General features: G+C 63.4%; 21 protein-coding genes. 13 read left to right on the forward strand and 8 right to left on the reverse strand.

What is annotated here, in order from left to right; translation table 11 throughout:
• Position 1: 1 nt before the first annotated feature.
• The 3 genes from AAZQ98_RS15150 (at position 2) to AAZQ98_RS15160 (ending at position 2,874) form a co-directional block, all read left to right on the forward strand.
• On the forward strand, positions 2-757 hold the full coding sequence (locus AAZQ98_RS15150; RefSeq protein WP_434693430.1) for a TetR/AcrR family transcriptional regulator: 756 nt from the start codon (positions 2-4) through the stop codon (positions 755-757).
• Between the two features lie 98 nt (positions 758-855).
• Complete coding sequence (locus AAZQ98_RS15155) at positions 856-2,412, forward strand: MFS transporter (protein ID WP_434693432.1); 1,557 nt, start codon at positions 856-858, stop codon at positions 2,410-2,412.
• A 45-nt stretch (positions 2,413-2,457) separates the two neighbouring features.
• On the forward strand, positions 2,458-2,874 hold the full coding sequence (locus AAZQ98_RS15160; RefSeq protein WP_434693435.1) for an META domain-containing protein: 417 nt from the start codon (positions 2,458-2,460) through the stop codon (positions 2,872-2,874).
• Between the two features lie 22 nt (positions 2,875-2,896).
• Here AAZQ98_RS15160 and AAZQ98_RS15165 read toward each other — a convergent pair whose 3' ends face one another.
• Together AAZQ98_RS15165 and AAZQ98_RS15170 are read right to left on the reverse strand one after the other, a co-directional pair.
• Positions 2,897-3,997, reverse strand: a complete 1,101-nt coding sequence (locus AAZQ98_RS15165; protein ID WP_400290833.1) for a fatty acid desaturase family protein — start codon at positions 3,995-3,997, stop codon at positions 2,897-2,899.
• Between the two features lie 127 nt (positions 3,998-4,124).
• Positions 4,125-5,765 carry an ABC-F family ATP-binding cassette domain-containing protein gene (locus tag AAZQ98_RS15170; RefSeq protein ID WP_434693436.1) on the reverse strand — a complete coding sequence of 547 codons (1,641 nt, stop codon included), beginning with the start codon at positions 5,763-5,765 and terminating at the stop codon, positions 4,125-4,127.
• 83 nt (positions 5,766-5,848) lie between these two features.
• Between AAZQ98_RS15170 and AAZQ98_RS15175 the strand changes: the two genes are divergently transcribed.
• From AAZQ98_RS15175 to AAZQ98_RS15195, 5 genes are all read left to right on the forward strand, one after another.
• Complete coding sequence (locus AAZQ98_RS15175; RefSeq protein WP_105658020.1) at positions 5,849-6,214, forward strand: ArsR/SmtB family transcription factor; 366 nt, start codon at positions 5,849-5,851, stop codon at positions 6,212-6,214.
• A gap of 27 nt (positions 6,215-6,241) precedes the next feature.
• Entirely contained in the window at positions 6,242-7,486 is a 1,245-nt protein-coding gene (locus AAZQ98_RS15180; protein ID WP_105661062.1) for an MFS transporter, read from the forward strand.
• A gap of 310 nt (positions 7,487-7,796) precedes the next feature.
• Positions 7,797-9,032, forward strand: a complete 1,236-nt coding sequence (locus AAZQ98_RS15185) for a CaiB/BaiF CoA transferase family protein (RefSeq protein WP_105661063.1) — start codon at positions 7,797-7,799, stop codon at positions 9,030-9,032.
• On the forward strand, positions 9,029-9,910 hold the full coding sequence (locus AAZQ98_RS15190) for a hydroxymethylglutaryl-CoA lyase (RefSeq protein ID WP_286134517.1): 882 nt from the start codon (positions 9,029-9,031) through the stop codon (positions 9,908-9,910). Before AAZQ98_RS15185 ends, AAZQ98_RS15190 begins: the two co-directional genes overlap by 4 nt.
• A gap of 93 nt (positions 9,911-10,003) precedes the next feature.
• The gene (locus AAZQ98_RS15195) at positions 10,004-11,407 is read left to right on the forward strand and encodes a 2-hydroxycarboxylate transporter family protein (RefSeq protein ID WP_105661065.1); all 1,404 of its coding nucleotides are present in this window, start codon (positions 10,004-10,006) and stop codon (positions 11,405-11,407) included.
• Between the two features lie 81 nt (positions 11,408-11,488).
• Here the strand turns inward: AAZQ98_RS15195 and AAZQ98_RS15200 are convergent, their stop codons facing one another.
• Positions 11,489-12,133: an IclR family transcriptional regulator gene (locus AAZQ98_RS15200; RefSeq protein WP_105661066.1), complete on the reverse strand. Its 645-nt coding sequence runs from the start codon at positions 12,131-12,133 to the stop codon at positions 11,489-11,491.
• Between the two features lie 210 nt (positions 12,134-12,343).
• On the opposite strand from AAZQ98_RS15200, the gene AAZQ98_RS15205 reads away from it, so the two are divergent.
• Positions 12,344-13,438, forward strand: a complete 1,095-nt coding sequence (locus AAZQ98_RS15205) for an isocitrate/isopropylmalate dehydrogenase family protein (RefSeq protein ID WP_434693441.1) — start codon at positions 12,344-12,346, stop codon at positions 13,436-13,438.
• Between the two features lie 10 nt (positions 13,439-13,448).
• A complete protein-coding gene (locus tag AAZQ98_RS15210; protein ID WP_105661068.1) occupies positions 13,449-14,441 on the forward strand; it encodes an NAD(P)-dependent oxidoreductase in 993 nt (330 codons plus the stop codon).
• Between the two features lie 68 nt (positions 14,442-14,509).
• Here the strand turns inward: AAZQ98_RS15210 and AAZQ98_RS15215 are convergent, their stop codons facing one another.
• The 5 genes from AAZQ98_RS15215 to AAZQ98_RS15235 all read right to left on the reverse strand — a co-directional run bounded on the left by AAZQ98_RS15215 (position 14,510) and on the right by AAZQ98_RS15235 (position 20,147).
• A complete protein-coding gene (locus tag AAZQ98_RS15215) occupies positions 14,510-15,172 on the reverse strand; it encodes a phosphoribosyltransferase (protein ID WP_105661069.1) in 663 nt (220 codons plus the stop codon).
• A gap of 200 nt (positions 15,173-15,372) precedes the next feature.
• Positions 15,373-15,819, reverse strand: coding sequence for an HD domain-containing protein (locus AAZQ98_RS15220; protein WP_332488666.1), 447 nt, complete (start codon positions 15,817-15,819; stop codon positions 15,373-15,375).
• Between the two features lie 187 nt (positions 15,820-16,006).
• Entirely contained in the window at positions 16,007-17,515 is a 1,509-nt protein-coding gene (locus tag AAZQ98_RS15225; protein ID WP_434693443.1) for a carboxyl transferase domain-containing protein, read from the reverse strand.
• On the reverse strand, positions 17,512-18,741 hold the full coding sequence (locus AAZQ98_RS15230; RefSeq protein WP_434693445.1) for a CaiB/BaiF CoA transferase family protein: 1,230 nt from the start codon (positions 18,739-18,741) through the stop codon (positions 17,512-17,514). The genes AAZQ98_RS15225 and AAZQ98_RS15230 overlap by 4 nt, the downstream gene beginning before the upstream one ends.
• Before the next feature lie 44 nt (positions 18,742-18,785).
• Positions 18,786-20,147, reverse strand: a complete 1,362-nt coding sequence (locus AAZQ98_RS15235) for an SLC13 family permease (RefSeq protein WP_434693448.1) — start codon at positions 20,145-20,147, stop codon at positions 18,786-18,788.
• A gap of 153 nt (positions 20,148-20,300) precedes the next feature.
• Here AAZQ98_RS15235 and AAZQ98_RS15240 point away from each other — a divergent pair, with 153 nt between their 5' ends.
• The 3 genes from AAZQ98_RS15240 to AAZQ98_RS15250 all read left to right on the forward strand — a co-directional run bounded on the left by AAZQ98_RS15240 (position 20,301) and on the right by AAZQ98_RS15250 (position 22,970).
• The gene (locus tag AAZQ98_RS15240; RefSeq protein WP_286172292.1) at positions 20,301-21,011 is read left to right on the forward strand and encodes a FadR/GntR family transcriptional regulator; all 711 of its coding nucleotides are present in this window, start codon (positions 20,301-20,303) and stop codon (positions 21,009-21,011) included.
• A 632-nt stretch (positions 21,012-21,643) separates the two neighbouring features.
• Positions 21,644-21,973 (forward strand): PadR family transcriptional regulator, encoded by a 330-nt coding sequence (locus tag AAZQ98_RS15245; RefSeq protein ID WP_105658025.1) that lies wholly within the window; start codon positions 21,644-21,646, stop codon positions 21,971-21,973.
• Position 21,974: 1 nt separating this feature from the next.
• Positions 21,975-22,970, forward strand: coding sequence for a permease prefix domain 1-containing protein (locus AAZQ98_RS15250; protein WP_434693450.1), 996 nt, complete (start codon positions 21,975-21,977; stop codon positions 22,968-22,970).
• The last annotated feature ends 71 nt before the right edge of the window (positions 22,971-23,041 follow it).

The following is a 23,041-nucleotide window of genomic DNA, read 5'->3' on the forward strand; positions in this document are numbered from 1 at the left end:
CATGGCCGAGAATAAGGAAAATTCCTCTCCTGAACCGACAAAACGTGGTCGCGGGCGCCCGCGCAAGGACTCTGAATTCCAGTCCCTGAGCAAAGAGCAGCTGGCCCAGAAGGCTCTGGAAATCGCCGGTGCCGAGGGCTACGACGCGCTGACCATGCACCGTCTTGCGGCCGAATTCAATGTCACCCCGCGGGCGTTGTACAACTACGTGGCGGATCGCCAAGAAGTCATCAACCTGGCGGTGGGGCGCTTCATCTCGATCAATCCGCTGATCGAGTTCGACTGCAACGACTGGAAGCTCGGGGTGACCGAAGCGTACAACGCGACGCGCCGGGCCTACCGGGCCTACCCCCGGGCCTCCCAATTGACGCTCGACGAAAAGCTCAAGGTGGAGCCCGGCCCGTTCCGCAATGAATTGATGGAACGGATCCTCGCCTTCTTCGTGGATATCGGCCTGACGCTCAAGCAGGCAGTGGCCATGGTCCGCGCCCTGGAACGGGATGTCCTGGGTTTCGTGATGCATGTGGATTACTACTATGACCGCCGCCCGAAGGACAGCCCGGACTACGTGAGCTCGCTGGTGCCGGTCCAATTGCTTGACGCCTACCCGGAAGTTCCGACACCGCTGGCACGCCAAGCGCTCGAGCTGCCGCAGCAGGACAGCGATGACCTTTTCGGGGAAGTCGTCGAGTTGCGGTTGCTGGCTATTGCGCAGATGCTCGAGCTCAACCGGGCCGCCGAAGACCCCCAAGAGTGAAATAAGCACCTCGACAGGGAATATTAGCCAGCTGGCCAACGCTGTAGGTTGAAGGACCGCAGGATTGTGCGGCCTGGAATTCGTTTGAAAGTTGGCCCATGTCCCAGAGCAAGCCGCATCCGGTACCACTTGCTGAAGAACTCTCGGCCGGAGCGCGATGGCGATTGCTGGGCGTGCTGCTGGCAGCGATGTTCATGTCGCTGGTTTCGGTCAGCATCGTCAACGTGGTTCTTCCTGCCATCGGTTCCACCCTGCACGCCACCGAAGCGGACCTGCAGTGGGTCTTGGCAGGATATGCGCTGACCTTCGGCGTGGTGCTGGTTGCTGCCGGACGCGCCGGCGACCTGCTGGGCCGTGGCGTGATGTTCGTGGCAGGCCTGGCGATCTTCACAGCCGCCAGCATCCTCGCAGGGCTGGCCGCGGATCCACTGGTATTGAACATTGCCCGCTTCATCATGGGCGTTGGCTCGGGCCTGCTCAACCCCCAAGTGATGGGCATGATCCAGCAGCACTTCCGTGGCGCGGCCCGCGGCCGGGCCTACGGGCTGCTGGGCACCGCCGTCGGCTTCTCGGTAGCTATTGGGCCGGTGCTGGGCGGATTGCTGATCAACTGGTTTGGCGAAGACGCCGGCTGGCGCGCCACCTTCTTGATCAACGTCCCGGTCGGCGTGCTGGCCATTGTCCTGGCGCTGCTGTGGCTGCCCAAGCCGCTGTTCAACAAGCCAGCGGGCAAGGTGGATCTGGACCCCGTTGGCGGCCTCCTGCTGGCGGTTGGCATTTTCGCCCTGCTCCTGCCATTCGTCCAGGGCCGCGAAACCCCATGGCTCTGGTCGCTGCTGGCCTTGGCAGTGCTGGTCATGGTGCTCTGGGTCTGGTGGGAGAAGAAGTACAAGAAGCTCGGGCGCGAACCAATGGTGGAATTGGCCCTGTTCAAGATCCGCAGCTTCACCAACGGCACGCTCATTGCGGGCCTGTACTTCATGGGTGTTTCCAGCGTCTGGGTGCTGGTGGCCATTTACGTCCAGCAATCCCAGGGTTTCAGTGCCCTGCAGGCAGGGCTGATCTGCCTTCCCGCGGCCCTGCTCTCCGCCTTCAGCTCCGACATCGCCGGACGCTACGTCATGACCGTGGGGCGAAAAATGGTCATCGGCGGCATTCTCAGCGCCCTGTTCGGCCTGCTGGCCACCATTGCCGTGGTGGTCCTGGAGGATCGCGGGCTGCTGAACATCTGGTGGATGCTGCTTTCGCTGGCCTTCATCGGCGTAGCCCAGGGCTTCATCATTTCGCCTAACCAGGCGCTGACCCTCATGGAAGTTCCCGTGGCCAACTCCGGCAGCGCCGGCGGCTTGATGCAGACTTCCCAGCGCGTGGGCACCGCGGTGGGCATTGCGGTGATTACCGCTGTCTTCTACGGCATGAACCACGTAGCCGGGTACTCGATCGCCATGGCGCTCTCATTCGCTGCCATTTCCCTCTTGGTCCTGGCCACCTTGCTGGTCGGTATCCTTGATCTGCGCCATAGCCATGCTGCCCGCAGCAAGCCAGTTGCCGAAGAAGTCGTTCCCGTCAGCACCGGCGTGCAGCGTACGGTGACCGGGGCAATCGAGGTTGTCGGGCCGAAAGAGCCTACCCAGCCAGTAGACTCCCAGCCGTAATCCGGTACTGGCCAGCGGGTGGGCCGAAGACCTAGGCTGGGGGATATGAAGCGATTCCTCCTGCGCACCGCGGCACTGTCTTTGGCTTTTGGCGTTGCCGCCTGCGCGGCGACCCCGGGCGAGCCGGGCGCCAGCCAGCCAACTGAAAGCGAGACCAGCGTGATACTCCAGGATCCGGTCGGCTTGTGGGGCAGCAAGGAGCAAGGCCAGCCGTGGCTGGAGCTTGCCGAAGACGGCAAAGTCACCGGCAGCGATGGCTGCAACCGCCTCGCCGGTACCTGGAGTGCATCCGAAGACCTGGAATTCGCCGCGCTGGCTTCGACCAAGATGTTCTGCGAAGGCGTGGATGACTGGCTCTCGCGCGCTGCCTCCGCCAAGCTGGAGGACGGCGAAAAGATGCTTGTCCTTGACGCAGACGGGAAAGAGCTAGGAACCCTTGCCTTTGGTGGCAAGGGATCCTAGCTCTTTGCTGCTTCAGCCTGAACTATGCGCTGACGCGGTAACCGGAGATCATCGGGCACTCGAAAGGATCCCGGGCCGATAGCCCGACCTTGTTCAGGTAGGTGATCACCTGTGCGTAGGATTCGCGGACACTGGCCACGGTGTACGGCACCTGGTGCTCGTCGCAGTACTGGCGCACGATGCGCGAGACGCCGGCCAGGTTGGCGCGCGGCATGGACGGGAACAGGTGGTGCTCCACCTGGTAGTTCAATCCGCCGTAGACGTGGGAGAGCACGCGGTTTCCCCAGCTGGACTTGGCCATGACATTGCGTCCGGTCAGTACCTGGCGGGAGAAGAAGTCGATGCGAGCGTCCTGGGGAACCATCGGCATGCCCTTGTGGTTCGGGGCGAAGGAGGCACCCATGTAGACGCCGAAGACTGCCAGCTGCACGCCGAGGAAGGCGAAAGCCATGCCCACTGGCAGGAAGTAGAACACGATCGCCAGGTAGATGGCGATGCGCAGTGCAATGCCGGTCATCTCGCGCTTGCGGTTCTTGACCCGGCCGGCCTTGAACAGGTACTTGATCGAATGCATATGCAGATTCAAGCCCTCAAGGGTGAGCAGCGGGAAGAACAGGTAGCCCTGGCGGTTGGTGATCCACTTGAGCAGGCCGCGCTGGCGCTTGGCATCCTCGGTCTGGAAGGAGATGGTGTCCCACTCGATGTCCGGATCCTTGCCCACGGTATTGGGGGTGGCGTGGTGCTTGTTGTGCTTGTTCATCCACCACTGGTAGCTGATGCCCACGACGATATTGGCCAGGAACTGGCCCAGCTTGTCATTGCGCTTGTGCGAAGCCAGGATCTGGCGGTGTGCCGCCTCGTGCGCCAGGAACGCGAATTGGGTGAGCAGCAGGCCCAAGGCTGCGGCCATCAGCAACTGGAACCAGCTGTCGCCCAGGAGGATGAAACCGGTAACGGTACCGGCTAGCAGCACCGTCAGCACGATGCCCAACCCGAGATAGTGCCCGCGGCGGCGGCCGACCAGTCCAGCTTCAGTGACCAGCTTCTTGACGTGGAAGAAGCTCTTGGGGTCGCCCGGCTTGACCGTTGGCCCTTGGGGATGGAGTGTTGCAGTGCTGCTCAAGAAAATATCCTTGGGTACTAGGCGTCGACCTCGCAGTCGAAAGAACTGAAAAACTCGGCTCCCATAGTGCCAATCCTACGTTGGATAGCTGTGAACTTGCCAGTGCAATAAGTGCCCAAGTGAGGCCCTAGAAATGGGCCGTTAGTTGACCCTGTGCAACTTCCCATCGGGCGTCCAGTCGCACATTCTCCAGCAAGCGCCGATCATGGGTGACCAGCAGCAGTGCTCCGGTGTACGCTTCCAGGGCTTCTTCGAGCTGTTCGATGGCCAGTACGTCCAGGTGGTTGGTCGGCTCATCGAGCACCAGCAGGTTCACCCCGCGGGCCTGGAGCAGCGCCATGGATGCGCGGGTTCGCTCGCCGGGGGAGAGCGAATCCACCAGGGCCGAGGACTGGTCGGCCTTCAAGCCGAACTTGGCAAGCAGGGTGCGCACCTCCGCGGCGGAGTACTCGGGCACTTCCAGTTCGAAGGCTTCGCCCAGTGGCAGGTCGCCGGGCAGCTGGGTGCGCGCCTGGTCGATTTCTCCGATATTCACCGAACTGCCCAGGGATGCCGAGCCGCTGTGCGGGGCCAGCTTGCCCAGCAGCAGGTTCAGCAAGGTCGACTTGCCTGCTCCGTTCGGGCCGGTGATGCCAATCCGGTCCCCGGCGTTGACCTGCACCGAAACCGGTCCGAAAGCGTAGTCCCCGTGGGATACCGAGGCCTCGTTGAGCGTGCACATCACCGAGGACCCGCGCTCAGCCGCGGCGATGGAGAACTGCAGGACCCATTCCTTGCGCGGTTCGGCCACTTCGTCGAGCCGGGCGATGCGCGATTCCATCTGGCGCACCTTGGCGGCCTGCTTTTCCGAGGACTCGGAGTTGGCCCGGCGGCGGATCTTGTCGTTGTCCGGCGCCTTGCGCATGGCGTTGCGCACGCCTTGCGAGGACCATTCGCGCTGGGTGCGGGCGCGGGAGACCAGATCGGCTTTCTGGTTCTCGAACTGCTCGTAGGCCTCACGGGCATGGGTGCGGTTGATGGCCCGTTCGGCAAGGTACGAGTCGTAGCCGCCTTCATAGGTGGCTACCTGGTTCTGGGCCAGGTCCAATTCGATGATGCCGGTGGTGCAGCGGGAGAGGAACTCGCGGTCATGCGATACCAGGATCACCGGCGCGCGCAGGGAATTGATGAAATGCTCCAAATGCTCCAGGCCCTCGAGATCGAGATCATTGGTCGGTTCATCGAGCAGCACCGCATCGAAGCGGGAGAGCAGCAGGGCTGCCAGAGCCACGCGGGCTGCCTGGCCGCCGGACAGGGCAGTCATCTCGGTTACTACCGGGAGGGTGAAGCCGAGCTTGGCCAGCACCTCGGGGATGCGGTCTTCCAGATCCATGGCGCCACAGGCCATCCAGTGGTCGAATGCAGCGGTGTAGGCGTCATCCGCACCGGGCTTGCCGCTGCCAAGTTCTTCGGCGGTGGATTCCATGGCGGTGGTGGCGGCGGCGCAACCGGTGCGGCGGGCCAAATACGCGGTGATGGTTTCACCTGGAACGCGGTCGTGTTCCTGGGGCATCCAGCCGATGAACGCAGAATCCGGGGCGGTGCTCACCGTTCCGGCCTGCGGGGCCGCGGCCCCGGCAAGCAGCGAGAGCAATGTGGACTTGCCAGCGCCGTTGGCACCCACTACGCCGTAGACATCACCGGGTGCGGCGGTGAAGTTCAGATTCGAGAAGAGGGTTCGGTGGGCGTGGCCGCCAGTCAGGTCCTTGGCCACGAGCGTTGCAGTCATGGCTCCAATTCTAGTTCCAGTCGGACGCGGAACATTTCCGGTGTGCCCTAGGCAATACCGGGCGAGAGTATTAGTCTATTAGCATGCATGCAGATAATAAGATTTATGCTCCGGATCCTTCCTCGGATTTCGTGGAGCTGGCCGCGGAAGTCTTCGGCTTGCTGTCCGATGCCACCCGGATCCGGATTGTGCTGCATCTGCGCCGTGCCGGTGAGCTCTCGGTCAACGCGCTCGCGGAACTGGTCGAGAAGAGCCCTTCGGGGGTATCCCAGCACCTGGCCCGTTTGCGCATGGCGCGCATGGTGACCACGCGCCAGGACGGAACCAAGGTCCTGTACAGCCTCACCGATGAGCACCCGGCGCGCCTGGTCAGCGAAGCGATCAAGCAGGCGGAGCATTCGGTATCCAACGGCCAGCTGCCGCTGCACCACGAAGCCCCGCAAGGCTAGCGGCAAAAGATACGGGAGTCGGCAAAGATGCTCGCAGTACTCAGGGACCAGGCGTACGCCAAGCTTTTCAGCGCCCAGATGATTGCGCTGCTGGGCACGGGCCTGCTTACCGTTGCCCTGGGCCTGCTGGCTTTCGATATTGCCGGCAGCAACGCGGGATTAGTGCTTGGGCTGGCTTTGACTGTGAAGATGGTCGCCTATGTGGCCGTTGCTCCTGTGGCCAATGCCCTGGTTTCCCATATTCCGCGCAAACCCGTGCTCATCGGGTCCAACATCATTCGTGGACTAGTGGCGCTCTGCCTCCCATTCGCCAGCGAAGCGTGGCAGATCTATGTGCTGATTTTCGTACTGCAATCAGCATCGGCGACCTTCACCCCCGCGTTCCAAGCGGTCATTCCCTCGATCCTGCCCGATGAGCGGGATTACACCCGGGCCTTGTCGCTGTCGCGGCTGGCCTATGACATGGAGTCGTTGGCCAGCCCGATGCTGGCGGCCGCGCTGCTGACCGTCACCAGCTACCACAACCTCTTCGCCGGGACCGTGCTCGGCTTTGCCGCGTCCGCTCTGCTTGTTGCCGCGACGCGCTTCCCGGCGATCCCGCCGCCCCAGAAGTCGCTCTTCTTCCATCGCCTCACCGGGGGAACCCGGGCATTCTGGGCGGCACCGGAACTGCGCAGCCTGATGGCGCTGAATCTGGTGGTCGCCGCGATCTCCGCCATGGTCATCGTCAACACAGTGGTGCTGGTGAAGGGGGATCTGGGCCGTTCGCAGGTGGATGTGGCGCTGCTGCTCGGAGCATACGGTGCAGGTTCGATGGCGGTGGCACTGGGCATGCCGGGGTTGCTGGAGCGATTCGAAGACCGCAGCGTGATGCTCGCAGGCGCCGTGATGGTGCCGCTGCTGCTGTTCGTCGGTGCCGCTGTGATCGGCTGGGGCGAGGGTTCTGGCCAATGGGCCGGGCTCCTTGGCCTGTGGCTGGCCCTGGGTGCGGCGACCGCAACTATCCTCACGCCCTCGTCGAGGCTGCTGCGCCGTAACAGCACCGAGCAAAACCGCCCCGGTGTTTTTGCCGCGCAATTTTCCTTGTCCCATGCCTGCTTCCTGTTGGCCTATCCGGTGGCCGGCGCCCTGGGCGCTTCGATCCGCCTGTGGGGTGCGGCTCTGGTCCTGGTCGGCATCGGAGTGGTCGGTACGGTGCTGGCATTTGCCTCGTGGCGCCCGGAAACGGTTTCGGCGCACCAGGCTGATCCGATACCCAACGCCAATTCTTGAGCTGTCGTCTTCGGGATTTATGCGCGGCTGCACGGCAACAGGCCGGTGGATCGTGTTCCAAGTACCGTGCAGCGGCGGAGCGGTGCGCTCATCCTGCCACCGCCGGTCGGCCAATTACTAGCTGGCGAGGCACGGGCGCCGATGACAGGATGGTTGCCGTGTCTCGCGGGACGGTGAGATGAATCCACTTATTTCAAAAAGTTCTTGCTGTGTTGTGGCTCACTTGCTACAGTCTTACCGCTAAAAGGGATTCCGATCCCATTCAGTGGGAACACTTACCTTCAGATTAACATGAAAAGGGGTCATTCTGATGGACGATCAGCTGAACCTCGGCGAGAACAACCTTCCGTTAGCAGGCGTGCGCGTGCTGGAACTTGGAAACTTCATTGCTGCTCCCTTCGCTGCCCGGATCTTTGGCGATTTCGGCGCTGAAGTAATCAAGATCGAGCGACCTGATGGGGGAGATGAACTGCGCGACTGGCGCAAGGCCCGCGGTGAAACCTCCATGCTCTTCCGCACTATCGCGCGCAACAAGAAATCTGTCGAGCTCGATTTGCGCAGCGAGCTAGGTGCGAGGGCAATTAAGGAAATCATCAGGACCACAGATGTGCTGATCGAGAATTTCCGTCCTGGCACTTTGGAAAAGTGGGGGCTTGGCCCTGAGGTGCTCAGTGTAATCAACCCTGAACTGGTGATCGTGCGTATCTCGGGCTACGGTCAGACTGGACCCTATAAGGACCGCGCCGGATTCGGCAGTTCTGCTGAATCATTTGCCGGATTGCGCTACATCACCGGCGAACCCGACCGTCCCGCAGGACGGGCCGCCGCCTCCTTGGGTGATACCGTCGCAGGTCTCTACGGAGTCATCGGCGCCTTGATGCTGATGCTCAACAAGGCCAAGGGAGGGAGCAACCAGGAGCAGAACGTCGTCGATGTGGCACTGTACGAAGGTGTCTTCTCGCTGCTCGAATCACTGGTCCCGGACTACGATGCCTACGGCATGGTCCGCGAGCGTACCGGCGGCCGGCTTCCAGGAGTGGTGCCTACCGGCTCCTATACTTGCCAGGATGGCCTGGAGGTGGTTATCGGAGGGAACTCCAACTCGGTATTCACCAGGTTGATGCGCGCTGTCGGGCGCGAGGACCTGGCCAACGACCAGTCCCTTTTAACCACCGAGGCTCGCGGTTCCCGCGAGGCAGAGCTCAACGGAGCCATCGAGGCATTCACCGGATCCCTGCCGCTGCCGCAGGTGCTCGACGCGTTGGATGCGGCCGGGGTTCCGGCGGCTCCGGTCTACGACGCTGCCTCCATCGCCCAGGACGAGCACTACCTTGCCCGCGGCATGATCGAGACCCACGAAGTGAAGGTCGACCAGGAGCCCGAACTGATCCGCTTCCCGGGCGTGGTGCCAAGGATTCCCGGCCACCAGGGCGAGGTCAAGTGGGTCGGCCCGGACCTGGGGGAGCATACAGAGGAAGTCCTCAAGGACCTGGCTGGCTTCGATGAAGGGCAGATCCGGGCCATGGGCAACAAGGCGGTGAAATGATGCGGATCGAAATCACCGACGTGTTCTTGCGTGACGGATTGCAGGACGAACCGGTCATCGTTTCCACGGCCGACAAGGTGAAGATCGCCCGAGCCACCATGGACGCAGGTGTCGAGCGCATGGAGATCGCGTCATTCGTCAACCCGAAGCGCGTGCCGCAAATGGCCGACGCCAGCGACGTGTTGTCCGCGCTGTCCATGGAATCCAGGGTGCGTTTCACGGTCCTGGCCCTGAACGGCCAGGGCATCGCCCGGGCGGCAGCTGCCGGAGCGCGCGAAGTCCAGGTGGTGGCGTCGGCCAGCCAGGCGCACAGCAATGCCAACGCCGGTGCTGGCATCGAGAAGTCACTGGCCTCGCTCGCGGGCGATGTCGCAGCCCACCCGGAAACCGGATTCCACGCCGGGATCTCCACCGCCTTCACCTGCCCCTACGAGGGCGAGATCGACCCCTCTCGTCTCCTGCAACTGGTACGCGCCTTCAAGTCCATGGGCATCACGGACATCGGGCTGGCTGACACCCTCGGAACCACGCCACCGCAACGCCTGATCGACAGCGTGAAGCACATCCAGGACGCTGAACCCGACCTGGCCTACTCGTTGCACCTGCACAATGCCCACGGCCTGGCCCTGGACACGGTGAAATTGGCCATCGATGCGGGCATTACCCGCTTCGATGCCGCACTGGGCGGCTATGGGGGCTGCCCATTCGCTCCGGGCGCGGCAGGAAACCTGTCCACAGAAGAGCTCGTGGATTTTCTGCACGCCGAAGGGCACATCACAGGAATTGATCCTTCAGGGCTCGCAAAGGCCACCGATCTGGCCCGCGCAACGATCTCCAACGCACCACCTGTCCAAACAGATTCCCTCTCCATCCACTAGGCAACCAGGCCTGCCTTCACGGCTGGCCATGCAACGGCCTTCCGCGCAAAGACGCCGGTAGCCTTGCAAGCCACGAAACATCGGGAGAATACGATGTCAAAGACCAACCAGGAAGCCCAGCTTCCGCGTTCCATCCAGGGTGAAGACCAAGACCTTCTGCGGCGGCTGAACGAAAAGGCCCAGCTGCCCAAGGGCGCCCACCACGCCAACCCCCGGCACTTCGCCATCTCGGGCCTGCCGATCTGGCTTTACCTGACCATGGCCGCGGTAGTGCTCATCGCAGCCGTGACCGGCAAGCTTCCCGGCGGCATGTTGCCAGGCTTCGCCGTCGCGATGCTGCTGGGCGGCCTGCTGATCTGGTTCGGCAACCTGTTCCCGATAGTCCGTGACTTCGGGCTGCCGACGATCCTGTGCACCTTCGTCCCGGCGCTGGTGATGTTCTACGGGTTCATGCCGGAGGCGATCATTACCGTGGTCACTGACTTCATCACCACCCACGGGTTCCTTGACTTCTTCGTGGCTGCGGTGATCGCCGGCTCGATCCTCGGCGCGCCGCGCGCCCTGCTGCTCAAGGCAGGTCCGCGCTTCGCGATCCCGCTGGTTTCCTGCATCCTGATCTCCTTTGCTGCAATCGGACTGATCGGAGCCGTAGCAGGATTCGGTTTCTGGAACGCGATGCTCACCGTAGCGGCCCCGATCATGGCTGGCGGCCTGGGCCTGGGGGCGGTGCCGATGAGCGAAATGTACGGCGCCCAGACCGGGCAGGATTCCTCGGCATTCATGGGCGACCTGATGTCGGCTGTGGTCGTCGCCAATGTCTTCTGCATCCTCTTCGCCGGAATCCTCAACGGACTGGGCAAGCGCAAGCAGCTGTTTATCGGCTTCAGCGGCAACGGCGACCTGATGCGCGTGAAGGGAACCAGCAAGGAGCTGTCCAACCCGCCCAAGCGCACCATGGCGAGTTTCCTCACCTTGGGCAAGGGACTGGTGCTGACGGCAGGGCTCTACGTGCTGGGGGAACTGCTCGGCGGGTTCTTCGCATTCCTGCATCCCTACGCCTGGATGATCATCGTCGTGGCCGCGCTGAAGATCTTCGGGTTGCTGCCCAAGGATATCGAGGAAGCCACCACCGACTGGGGCGAGATGATCACCTCGGTGCTGGTCCCGGCGCTGCTGGTGGGCGTGAGCATTTCCTACATCGACATCAACGAGGTCTTGGCTTCGCTGGGCGACCCGATGTTCATCGTGCTGGTGGTCATTACCGTGCTGATCGCCGGACTGAGCGCCGGAATTGTGGGCTGGCTGCTGAAGTTCAACTTCGTCGAAGCGGCCATCACCCCGGGCCTGGTCATGGCCGACACCGGCGGTTCGGGCGACGTGTCGGTACTCAGCGCGTCGGAGCGCATGCACCTGATGCCGTTCGCGGCCCTTTCCAACCGCATCGGAGGGGCCTTCGTGCTCTTCTTGACTACACTGCTGGTGCCATTCATGGGCTAGCGAACCGCGGCGTGCTCGCCAAGGATCCGGTCCACGCATCGATGGCGGGGCCGGATCCTTTTGGTGATTGCCGGGGTGGCGCTACCTCTGGTCGCTGAAGGCCGCGGAGATCCTCGCTGCGGTGCCCGCTACCAGCTGGCCGTGATCGGTGCCGGGGGAGACTTCGCATCGCGAGAGCGGCATGGCCAGGCAGATCGAAGCAATGATGTGATCACTCTGGAGTACCGGTGCGCTCACCGATCCCAGCCCGGGAGTGCGCAGCCCCACGGATTCCACCCAGCCGTGGCTTTCGATCGAGGCCATGGCCTCCTGGTCGAAGGCCAGCAGCCGTCCGCTGGAACCATGCGGCAGGGCGAGGCTTGCTCCTGGGGGCAAGGTCGCCTTCAATTCGTGCCGGGAATCCACGGAGCTGATGCAAACCCGATGATCGCCGCGGCGAATCCATAGTTGCGCCGTCTCACCGGTCGCATCGCGCAGTTCGGTGAGGTGTCCGAGTCCGACCAGTTCAAGCCGGCTGCGCACGAACCGCCTCCCCAGGCTGTAGTTGCCCGACGGCTCGCGCTTGAGGAAGTCGTACTCGACTAGGCTCAGTGCCAGCCGGTGGGCGGTGGAAGTGGACAGTCCGGTTTGGCGGGCCAGCTCGCTGGCCGTTGCATCACCGAATTCGAGCGCGTCGAGGAGCTGGCAGATGCGTTCCAGCTGCCGATTGGTCGTGGGTTCAGTCATGGAGCGGGCCTTTCAGGGTAACGGGTAAACGGGCGGTGGCGTGGTCGGTGCTCGGGGATTGAATCAGTGATTCCTACTGTATGGGAAGTGGATTTCGCTGGCCAGTAATGAATACTGCCCTGGGGTCTAGTGATCCTCGATACATACTGATATTGTATTCCCGCTGAATAGCAATTGAATCCCACTACATAGGAATATCAGGAGGTTGTCATGGCCAATTACAGGATTACGGTCATTCCCGGTGACGGGATCGGGCCGGAAGTCGTCGACTCGGCGCTGAAGTTGCTCGGAGAGGTCCAGGAGCAGTTCGGGTTCACCCTTGACTACGTCACCTACGATTTCTCAGCTGACCTGTACCGGCGCACCGGGCGCAAGATCACCGCTGCCGACATGGACGAGATTGGAAAGAGCGACGCAGTGCTCTTCGGGGCCATGGGGCTGCCCGACGTGCGAGACGAAGAAGGCCTGGAACTTGGAGCGCAGGTCGAGATGCGCGCCCACTACAAGCTGTTCGCCAGCCTGCGTCCGGTCAAGCTCTTCAAGGGTGTTCCGAACGCGGTACGGGCTGAGAACATAGACATGCTGGTGATCCGTGAGACCTCCGAGGGCATGTTCGCAGGTCTGCACGACAAGCATGAACCCAGCGATGTGGAAGCCACCGACCGGATGACCATCACGCGGGCGACCTGTGAAACGCTCTTTGCTGAGGCCTTCGACCAGGCCCGGTCCCGCCGCAAGCGCGGTACCCCCGGCCGGGTGACCCTGCTGCATAAGTCCAATGCCCTGCGCAGCAACGTGCTGATGGAAAAGGTCTTCGACGAAGTCGCAGCGAAGAATACCGACATCGATAGCAGCAAGTACTATATTGACGCCGGTTCGATGTACATGGTGACTGATCCGGGGCGGTTTGACGTGATCGTCAGCGAGAACATTTTCGGCGACATCACTTCGGAAATTGCCGCCGGTCTAGTTGGCGGACTGGGCGTGGCACCTTCGGCTGATGTGAGCCGGACCCACGGGGTCTTCCAGCCGTCGCATGGCAGCGCGCCGGATATCGCCTGCACTGGCAAGGCCAATCCCACAGCAATGATCCTCTCTGCCGCCATGATGCTCGACTGGCTGGGAGAAAAACGCGAGGATGAAGCGCTCGTCTGCGCTGCACGCAGCATTAACTCCGCTGTCCAAGAGGTGCTCGCCACCGGTCCGCGCTCGGCCGATCTGGGCGGGAATGCCAGCACCGGGGAAGTGACCGACGCGGTACTCCGCGCCCTGCAAGCCTCCGCAAGTATCCCGGCCGGATCCTGAAAGGATAATCATGACCTGGAAAGTCCTATTCATCAACCCATTAAATGACTACATCGACGGCCTGAAAGCATCGACTCCCGAAGGGTTCGAGCTGGTGGTATTGCCAGCTGGCACCAGCGTGGAGGAGCTGGTAGCCGAGGCAGCTGACGCAGACTTCATCATTTCGGGCATCGAGGTCCCCGAAGAAGTCTTCCGTGCAGCCACCCGCGCGAAGTTCATCCAGTACATGAGCTCGGGTTACGGCCAGCTGCCGTTGGGGGTGCTCAACGACCTGGGCATTCCCGTGGCGCAAATGAAAACCCATTCGATCTCGGTGGCCGAGCACGCGGTGAGCCTGATCCTTAACTTGTTGCGCCGTATTCCGTCCTCGATGCAGCTTTTGCGCGAGGGCAAATGGCGCCAGGACCTGGATGAAGCCTCCTATGCGGAACTGTATGGCAAGACCGTGGGAATCGTAGGCCTGGGAAATATTGGGCGTTGGGTTGGCAAGGTGGTGCACCATGGCTTCGGTGCCAACGTCGTCTACTACGACACTGCCCAGATCCCGCTGACAGTGTCCGAGCTGATCTCGGCACGGGCGGTGTCATTGGAGACTTTGATGCGCGAATCCGATGTTGTCTGCGTAAGCCTTCCGCTGAATCAGGGGACCGGCAAGCTCATTGGACGCGAGGAACTGGCCATGATGAAGGCGTCCGCCGTGCTGGTCAATGTCGGTCGCGGCGAGGTCATCGATGAAGAGGCATTGATTGACGCCTTGCGCACCGGGAGCATTGCCGGTGCCGGGCTGGATGTCTTCGAACTGGAGCCGCTGGAACTGGGCAGCGAGCTATTGAGCCTGGACTCGGTGATCTGCACGCCCCATATGGCGGGGGTGGGCTGGGAGAATGTGCAGCGGAGGCTGGCCACAGTTTGGGACAACATCGATGCCGTTTTGCGCTCAGAAGTTCCTCTTGGGGTCGTCACCGAAACCAGGCGCGTCCCGATAAGCGGTGCCGTAGGTTGATCCGCCGGTTGGCCAGGCCTGTCTATCCTGAACAGGAAGACCGGTTTGGCTGACTAGGTCCTGGGACCTCACCGCGCGGAGCGCAGCATTTCCAGGACCTGGTCCTGGCCCACTTGCCCGAAGTCCTCGTAGAAGGCTCCGACGGCAGTGAAATTTTCCGGGGTGAGCAGTTGGCAGATGCCATTGACCCGGGGTGCCAATTCGGCAGCCGTTCCAGGCGAAGCCACCGGAACTGCCAGCGTGATGGAGGCGGGATCCAGGTCCTGGATAAGATCCAGCGCGGCCTTCATCGTGGCGCCCGTGGCCATTCCGTCATCGCAAAGCAGCAGGTCGCGCTCGGCCAGATCGGGGCAGTAGTCCTTGAAGGTGCTGGCCAGAGCCAGCAGGTCGGCACCGGTGCCGCGTTCCAGGGATTCGAGTTCGTCCTTGCCGAAATACTGCAGAGCCCGGCGGTAGATCGCCTCGTTGATGTGGCGAGCGCTGCTAATCCCGTACCTGGCAATGGCGCCGAATGCCAGTTCGGGATTGCGCGGCACCCCGAGCTTGCGCACTGCCACCGCGCCCAGTGTGGCCCCGAGGGCCTTGGCCACTTCATGGGCGATGGGCACTCCGCCGCGCAGCAAACCCAGCACGGTGTATTCGCCGGCGGGCAGCAGGGTGGACAGCTTCATGCCCAGCGCGGCGCCGGCATGGCTGCGGTTTTCGAACACTGTGCTTCTGCCTGTTGCCATAGTCCAAGTCTTGCCCAATGGCGCCCGATTGCAAGGGGGCTGCGGGAAATATCCAGCATTCCGAGTTCTGCGCGGTGATCAGGTGCCGCCACCGGATGCCGGCGAAGAAGTGCTGGCCGTGCGCGGCGGGGATCTTGAATGTTTATGGCCAGGAACTATTTCCGGGCAGACCCGGGTTGGACCCAGGATTCCGGGCGCTGCTAGAGACCCAGGAGGGACCGGGTGCGCTGGTATTTCTTGGCCAGCCGTTGCCGGGTAGCCTGATCCAGCTGGCTTGTGCGTTCCGGGTCGGTGTTATCGGCCAGGTCCGCTTCCTTGACCAGCAAGGCCAGCGCATTGCCGCGCACCCCGGCGCAATATTCTTGCAGGCTCTGCCCGGGCCGCTTGCTCAGCAGTTCCACCGCCACGATGACCGTGTCGGGAATGCCAGCGGCACGCAGGTCCGCCGCGCTCACGTCGCAATCCTCGATCACATCATGCAACCAGGCGGCCGCGATGGCTTCTGGCGAACCGCCGAGGTCGCGCGCGTGCCCGGCCACTCGTGCCGGATGCCCGATATACGCGGCGCCGAGCTTGTCGACCTGTCCTTCGTGGGCGCCGGACGCGATGTCCTTGGCCGTATCGATCATCGATTTGCGCTCGCGCATAGTCCGCCTCGCTGGGTAGTTCCTGTCGAGTCCCACTCTACGCAGGGCGGCCGGCATTTGGGGAGGTAGCCTGATCCTTGAACTTCCACGTGCCTGCAGCGTGCAGCCGGCCGGCCCGGCGAGGGCAGCCAAGCCAAGGGCCGGTCCAGCAGCCGTTGCCGGACCGGCCCGGTGTCCCAGTGCGGAACTAGCTGGAGGCTCGTCCCAAGTTCTGGAACTTTTTCTGCCGGCGCTCCAACCGATCTGCCTCGGGAATGGCAAGGGCCAAGGAGATCTCCGCAGCAATAGCCGTTCCTAGTTCCTGGCAGAACTCGCGCGGCCGGGCGGCAGCGTCGTCGAACTCGTCCACCACGTGGTCCACCAGGCCAAAGGCGCACAGCGAAGCAACGCCGATCTTCTGCTGGCGGGCCATATCCGGGGCATGGCTGGTACTGCGGTGCATGATGGCGCTGGCGCCCTCGGGCGGCAACGGCGAGAGCCAGGAATTGCGGGCTGCGATGGTCCGGTCCGCCGGCAGCAGCGCCAGTGCGGCGCCGCCGGTACCTTGGCCGAGGAGCACCGACACCGAGGGGGACCGCAAGCCGATCAATTCGCTGAGCGAACGGGCAATCTCTCCGGCCAACCCGCCTTCCTCTGCCTGCACCGAGAGCTCGGCGCCGGTGGTGTCGATGATGGTGACCAGCGGCAGGCCGAGTTCCTGGGCCAGTTGCATCCCGCGGCGGGCCTCGCGCAGCGAGGCGGGCCCGAGGCTGGCCGTGTCCGGGTGCCGCGGCCGCTGCTGGCCGAGCACCACGCAGCGCTGTCCTGCGAACCGCGCCAACGCCAGCATCAGCCCGGGGTCTTTCTCTCCCTGTCCGGTTCCGTTCAAGGGCAGCGCGTCGTCAGCTGAGGCCAGCAGCATCCGGGTGTCCGGTCGGCGCGGGTTCCGGCTGGCTTGCACAGAGCGCCAGGCGTCCTCGTCCGCACTGCACGAGATGCTGCCCACCGGTGCCGGGAAAGCGCCGGAATCTCGTACCGGCTGCAGGATCTGCAGTGCCCGGTCCACTAGCTGCGGAAGGTCCTGCGGCGGGACAACCGCGTCGATCAAGCCCTTGCGGAACAGGTTCTCCGAGACCTGGACGCCCTCCGGGAAGTCCTGTCCGTAGAGCGCCTGGTAGACCCGTGGACCCAGGAAACCCAGCAGCGCCCCTGGCTCGGCAACGGTGATGTGCCCCAAAGAGCCCCAGGAGGCCATGACACCGCCGGTGGTGGGATGGCGCAGGTAGACCAGATAGGGAAGTCCTGCCGCCTTGTGCCGGCGGACCGCATCGGTGATGGCGACCATCCCCAGGAAGGCCAAGGTGCCTTCCTGCATGCGGGTGCCCCCGGAAGCGGGCCCTGCCAGCAGCGGCAGTCCGGCCGCCGTTGCGCGCTCGATGGCCGCGACAATGCGCTTCACGGCGGCCTGCCCGATGGAACCGGCCAGGAAGTTGAATTCCGAGACGATCACCGCAACTTCGCGGCCCTGGATCAGTCCCTTGCCCGTGATCACCGATTCATCGGTGCCGCTTTTTGCGCGGGCGGCATCGAGGTCGGCCGCATAGGATTCGCTGAGCTCGGGCTGCTGCGGCTGGCTGTCCCAGGACTCGAAGGAGTCTTCATCCAAGACGATGGACAGTAGCGCCGCCGCGTCAATCCGTTGGGTTCTGGTGCTCATGACTGGTCTTCCTTCCGGTCTTCGAGCCAGCGGTCCACGTCCGCTGCATCTGCATTGAGCAGGGGCGGAGCGGTATGCGCTTTGCGGGTGGTCTCCTTGCTGGTGGCGGCATCGAAGAAGCGCAGGGGAGGGCCGGGCAGGCTGACCCTGCCCAGCACTTCGTGTTCCACCTCCACGATGAGCCCTTGGGATTGGACCTGGTCCCATTCATAGACCTCCTCGATGGAGCGCACCTTTCCCGCTGGAATGCCGGCTGTCTCAAGGGCGTTGAGCAGCTGCGCCGCATCGTATGCGCTAAAAGCCCGTTCGATCAGCTCATTGAGCGCCGCGCGGTTCTCCACGCGCTGGGAGTTGCTGGCAAAGCGGGGATCCCCGGCGGGCAAGCCGAACCGGGAGGCGAAGGCCTGCCAGAGCTTTTCGCTGCCGATGCTGATCTGCACTTTCCCATCGGCACAGGAATACAGGCCGTAGGGTGCAATGGAGGGATGGTGGTTGCCGATGGCTTTGGGATTCTCCCCGGCCACGGTCTGCCGGGTGCCCTGGAAGGCATGGACCCCGATGATCGAGGCCAGCAGGGAGGTGCGGACCACTTGGCCGCGACCGGTCCTTTCGCGTTCCAGCAGCGCTGCCAGCGCCCCGTACGCTCCATACATCCCCGAGAGCAGATCCGCGATGGGCACCCCGACCTTCTGCGGATCCTCAGGGCCGGAGCCGGTAATGGACATCAGCCCGGCCTCGCCCTGCAGGATCTGGTCGTAGCCGCTGCGGTGGGATTCGGGGCCGTCGTGCCCGAAGCCGGTAATGGACAGGATCACCAGCCGCGGATTCAATTCATGGAGCACCTCGACGCTGAAGCCGAGCCGGTCCAGCACGCCGGTGCGGAAGTTCTCCATGAGCACATCCGAGTTCCTGACCAGCTCGGCCAGCTTGGCTTGGTGCGCGGAATCCTTCAGGTTCAGCGCAACAGACTGCTTGTTGCGATTGCATGACAGGAAGTAGGTGGCCTGCCGGTTGTCTTCCGGCCCGACGAAGGGTGGGCCCCAGCCGCGGGTGTCGTCCCCGGTGCCCATCGCTTCGATCTTGATGACCTTGGCACCCAGGTCGCCCATCATCATTCCGGCATGAGGCCCGGCCAGTGCACGGGTCAGGTCAAGGACCACGTAGCCGCTCAGGGGGCCGGTGCCGGTGGCCAGGGTTTCTTCGGGTTGGACTGTAATCGAGCTCAAGAGATACCTCCTAGGAGTGGAAAGATAGGCGGTTCCGCTGGTGCCTACAGCCAGCCGGGCAAGACCAGCAGCGCCCAGGCCAGGACGGGGCCGGCCAGGACGATGATGCCGCCGTAGCCCAGGACCTGCTTGTAGAAGCGGTCCTTGTCGGTGCCTTCCGGGGCGTTGGCGAGGACCAGGGCGCCGTTGGTGGAGAAGGGCGAGACATCCACGATGGTCGAGGCGATGGCCAGCGCGCAGATCAATCCGGTAGCGCTGATCGAGCCCGAACTCAGGAACGGGATCGCCAGCGGGATGAGCGCGGCCAGGATGGCAGTGGATGATGCGAAAGCCGAGACAACGGCGCCGATGTAGCAGATGAGCAAGCCCGCAAGCAGCGGTGCTCCCAGGGTCGCCACGGCGTTCGAAGCGTATTCGATGGTGCCGGCTTCCTCCAGGACTCCGACGAAAGTGAGCATGCCGCAGATGAGCAGGACCGTGGACCAGCTGATCTTGTTGACCGCCCCCTTCTGGGCAGCGGGGTTGACCAAGGCCAGGACGACAGCGATGGTGATCGAAACGAAGCCGACGTCGACCTTGAAGCCCAATGCGATCACGGCCAGGGCGACCAGGCCGAGGATGGTCATTGCCTGGCCGAAGCGCTGGCCCGGGGCATGCGGCGCGGCGCCGTCGCCGGCAGGATCGCGGGGACCGTAGGTTCCCGAGCCGCTGCCCTTGAAATCGACATCGGCTGCCTGCGAGCCCACGGAGACCGACAGGCGGGCCTCGGCAACGCGTTCGGCGATGGCGCTGGCCCGCTGGCCCGCCAGTTTGCGCCCGCCCAGGACCAGGAACAGCACGATGGCGATCACCAGGTTGAAGGCGAAGCTGGTGAGGAACAGGGCGGTGGGGCTGAAGGCGAACCCGGCTTCCTGGATCAGCCCATTGACGATCACGCCGTAGACGGCGATCGGGGAGAAGCCGCCGGCTTGCGCGCCGTGCACGATCAGCATGCCCATCATGAGCGGGTTGATCTCGTATTTCTGCGCGAAGCGCAGGCCGATCGGGGCGATGATCGCCACCGCTGCCGGGCCCAGGGCGCCGATGGCGGTAATGGCTGCGGTGATGGCGAACATGACCCAGGGGATCAGCGAGATCCGGTTGTCGACAAGTTTCACCGCCCGGTCAACCAGGATGTCGATGGTGCCATTGTTCTGGGCTATGGCGAAGAGGTAGGTGACCCCGACCAGGGTCAAGAACAGTCCTCCGGGGAAGCTGGCGAGAATGTCCTTGGCATCCATGCCGAGGAATATCGTGCCGAGCAGGAAGGCGCCAACGAAGGCCAGGGCTCCCATGTTGATCGGGAACATCGTGGCAATTATGAACATCACCGCCAAGACGATGATGGAGACGAGTGCGACAGACATGGGAAATCCTTTTCGGGAGGCTTTGCACTGAATGGTTTTGTTGTGACGGGTGTCACTGGCTCACTGGCCTAGCCTCCTAGACTCTCGGTGTCTTGTCAAGGTAATTTTCGGTGTAAGTTTGAGGAAGAACACATTTTCAGGTGGGGAGTGGTTGTGGCTGAAGCCAAGAAGGCCAGGGCGTTCGCGAAGGTGCAGCGCCCTCGGCTCTATGAGCAGTTGATGCAGCAGATCCTGGCTTTCGTCGAGGCTGAGCAGTTGGGGCCCGGCGACCATTTGCCGGCCGAGCGCGAGCTGGCAGAGCAGCTCGGCGTCTCGCGAGCGACCCTGGCCCAGGCCCTGGTGGCGCTGGAAGTACTCGGGGTGATCGACGTGCAGCATGGAACCGGCGCGGTGCTCGTGCACCGTCCGAGCGTCGCCACGGTGCTGCGCGAACTGCGCGAGCACAAGAACCGGTTGCCGGATATCGTCGAGGCGCGCAGTACCTTGGAGGTCAAGCTGGCCGCGCTGGCTGCCGCACGCCGCACCGAGGCGGACCTGCGCAAAATCGATCACGCGTTGGAGGTGATGGCCGCGGAAATCGGCGAGGGCGGCCGCGGTGAGCGCGGTGATGAGCTTTTCCACGAGGCAATTACCGCTGCAGCCAAATCAGCGGTTTTGCAAAAACTCATGACGTTTATCGCCGAGATGGTGCTCGAAACCCGCATCGAATCGCTGGGGCAACCAGGACGCCCGGAGCGTTCGCTGGAGTCGCACCTGAAAATCGCCGATGCGATTCGCCGCGGTGATGCCACGGGTGCCGCCGCCGCGATGGGCGAGCATATAGAAATGGTCTCCGACGTGGCCCTGCTCAGGGACGGCAGGTAGCCGCAAAGCCGTTCAGCCAGTTGCTGCCGGGCGAGGCTGGCCCTTTTCCGCCGGAGCCGTTTTCTTCAATGTCCGGGCGGCACGAGGCGCTGATTGGTAACCGCTTCGATCCCGCGGTTGCGCGAACTTTGCCGCTGCTAGTGGCATCCAAGCCGATCCCGAGGCCGCGGCAGAGGCGGCTGGTGCGGCTGGTGCGGGGCGCAGCCGGCCGCTTGCTGTTGCTCTTCTCCAGCGCCGTGCGCGGAAAACCACCGTGGCCGGAGGTTGGCCTGGTGCGGCAAGTGCGCAGATATCAAAAGGCGATGGGCGATGGGCTGGAAAACCGCGCCCACTGCCGACTGTGGACCATGCTGCCGGGCTCGGGGAAGCCGGGTTGTCGATCTCGTCGCCGCATAAGGCCTTGAGTGCGCAGCTTGGAGCACGCTGCGCTGGAATCCTACGGATCTTGGCTCTCCAGTCCTGCCGCTACGCGATGCGTTGCCTGCTGGTTTGCTTGTGCCGGCTCGATGCGCCCCGCTCACTTCCGACTGCGGCGCCCAGTTCTGCAACGAATAGTATTGAACGCCTGCTCTCATCTTGTGACAGTAATGTGTGATTGACGATAGTGTGTGGCGCACGGTAATGTGAGCGGCATGGAAGAGTTCGACACCCAACTGCAAGAGCTGCGACGCGGCACCGTTGTGCTCGCTTGCCTGCAGCTGCTGCGCAGTGCAGGATACGGCTACAGCCTGCTGGAGCAGCTCGACGACCACGGTTTCTCCACCGATGCCAACACCTTGTATCCGCTGCTGCGGCGTCTGGAGAAGCAGGGTTACCTCACCAGCGAGTGGAACACCGAGGAGGCCAGGCCACGCAAGTTCTACCGAACCTCGCCTGACGGTATCCGTCTTGCCGACACGTTGACCACGGAATGGCGATCACTGGCAACGGCGATCGCCTCGCTCACCGAAGAGGAGCACTGACATGACTGCCACATTGACCGAACGCTACATCTCGGCCACGATCCGCAGCCTCGAGCCCGGCATGCGGAACGACATCCGCGCCGAGCTCGAAGCCTCCATTGCCGACGCCATCGAGGCGCGCGTAGCCCAAGGCGAAGCCGCGCAGGAGGCAGAACGCCGCGTCCTGGCCGAACTCGGCGACCCCGGCATCCTCGCCGCCGGCTACGCAGACCGGCCGCTGCACCTGCTCGGGCCGAAGTACTACCTGGCTTGGTGGCGCCTGCTGAAACTGCTGCTGTGGATCGTGCCGCTCTGCGTGGCAGGGGCAATGGCGCTGGGTTTGCTGGTCTCTGGACAGGACGTGGGCGAAAGCATCGTCCAGTCGCTTTCCGTCGGGCTGCAGGTCATCGTGCACGTGGGCTTCTGGACCACGCTCGTGTTCGTCGTGCTCGAGCGCACTGGCGCGGACACTGGCGTGAAGTGGGATGTTGACCAGCTGCCGGAAATTCCCGAGGATGGCGCGGGCCGCAGCGAGTTGATCGCGTCGCTGGTATTCCTGGGCATCGCCGCCGGCGCGGTGGTGTGGGACCTGGTCCGAGGATTCTTCCCCACAGGCGGTGAACCGATCCCGATCCTCAACCCGGGGCTGTGGCCGTGGTGGATCGGCATCCTGTTCGCACTGATCATCCTCGAGGCCGTCTTCGCCGTCGCGCTGTTCCGCCTGCGTCGTTGGACAACTGCCATGGCGGTGCTGAACACCGTGCTCGCCTTGGCCTTCGCGGCCTGGGCGCTGATCCTGCTGTTGCGCGGCGAGCTCGTCAACCCGGAATTCCTCTCGTTCGTTGCGGTTGCCGGAGGCGACGGGTTCGCCGCCGGAAACGCACAGGCCGCTGGCAATGGCGGCATCTTCCGCATTCTCGCCGTGCTGCTCGGGTGCGGAATCGCGGCCGGCATTGGCTGGGATATCGTTGACGGCTGGCGCAAGGCTGTGCGGGAACGGGGCACAGCCCGGGGCTGAACGCGCTGAATGGCAGGTGGGAGTCCGTGCCACCGTGTCCAGCGCTGAGCTGCCTGCCGGCAATGATACGA

Source organism: Glutamicibacter sp. Je.9.36 (assembly GCF_051129975.1).
Classification (GTDB): domain Bacteria; phylum Actinomycetota; class Actinomycetes; order Actinomycetales; family Micrococcaceae; genus Glutamicibacter.

What these genes read in the sequence shown, in the direction of transcription:
- AAZQ98_RS15150 (WP_434693430.1), top strand. Translation starts at nt 2, where the DNA reads ATGGCCGAGAATAAGGAAAATTCCTCTCCTGAACCGACAAAACGTGGT.
- AAZQ98_RS15155 (WP_434693432.1), top strand. Translation starts at nt 856, where the DNA reads ATGTCCCAGAGCAAGCCGCATCCGGTACCACTTGCTGAAGAACTCTCG.
- AAZQ98_RS15160 (WP_434693435.1), top strand. Translation starts at nt 2,458, where the DNA reads ATGAAGCGATTCCTCCTGCGCACCGCGGCACTGTCTTTGGCTTTTGGC.
- AAZQ98_RS15170 (WP_434693436.1), bottom strand. Translation starts at nt 5,765, where the DNA reads ATGACTGCAACGCTCGTGGCCAAGGACCTGACTGGCGGCCACGCCCAC.
- AAZQ98_RS15175 (WP_105658020.1), top strand. Translation starts at nt 5,849, where the DNA reads ATGCATGCAGATAATAAGATTTATGCTCCGGATCCTTCCTCGGATTTC.
- AAZQ98_RS15180 (WP_105661062.1), top strand. Translation starts at nt 6,242, where the DNA reads ATGCTCGCAGTACTCAGGGACCAGGCGTACGCCAAGCTTTTCAGCGCC.
- AAZQ98_RS15185 (WP_105661063.1), top strand. Translation starts at nt 7,797, where the DNA reads ATGGACGATCAGCTGAACCTCGGCGAGAACAACCTTCCGTTAGCAGGC.
- AAZQ98_RS15190 (WP_286134517.1), top strand. Translation starts at nt 9,029, where the DNA reads ATGATGCGGATCGAAATCACCGACGTGTTCTTGCGTGACGGATTGCAG.
- AAZQ98_RS15195 (WP_105661065.1), top strand. Translation starts at nt 10,004, where the DNA reads ATGTCAAAGACCAACCAGGAAGCCCAGCTTCCGCGTTCCATCCAGGGT.
- AAZQ98_RS15200 (WP_105661066.1), bottom strand. Translation starts at nt 12,133, where the DNA reads ATGACTGAACCCACGACCAATCGGCAGCTGGAACGCATCTGCCAGCTC.
- AAZQ98_RS15205 (WP_434693441.1), top strand. Translation starts at nt 12,344, where the DNA reads ATGGCCAATTACAGGATTACGGTCATTCCCGGTGACGGGATCGGGCCG.
- AAZQ98_RS15210 (WP_105661068.1), top strand. Translation starts at nt 13,449, where the DNA reads ATGACCTGGAAAGTCCTATTCATCAACCCATTAAATGACTACATCGAC.
- AAZQ98_RS15215 (WP_105661069.1), bottom strand. Translation starts at nt 15,172, where the DNA reads ATGGCAACAGGCAGAAGCACAGTGTTCGAAAACCGCAGCCATGCCGGC.
- AAZQ98_RS15220 (WP_332488666.1), bottom strand. Translation starts at nt 15,819, where the DNA reads ATGCGCGAGCGCAAATCGATGATCGATACGGCCAAGGACATCGCGTCC.
- AAZQ98_RS15225 (WP_434693443.1), bottom strand. Translation starts at nt 17,515, where the DNA reads ATGAGCACCAGAACCCAACGGATTGACGCGGCGGCGCTACTGTCCATC.
- AAZQ98_RS15235 (WP_434693448.1), bottom strand. Translation starts at nt 20,147, where the DNA reads ATGTCTGTCGCACTCGTCTCCATCATCGTCTTGGCGGTGATGTTCATA.
- AAZQ98_RS15245 (WP_105658025.1), top strand. Translation starts at nt 21,644, where the DNA reads ATGGAAGAGTTCGACACCCAACTGCAAGAGCTGCGACGCGGCACCGTT.
- AAZQ98_RS15250 (WP_434693450.1), top strand. Translation starts at nt 21,975, where the DNA reads ATGACTGCCACATTGACCGAACGCTACATCTCGGCCACGATCCGCAGC.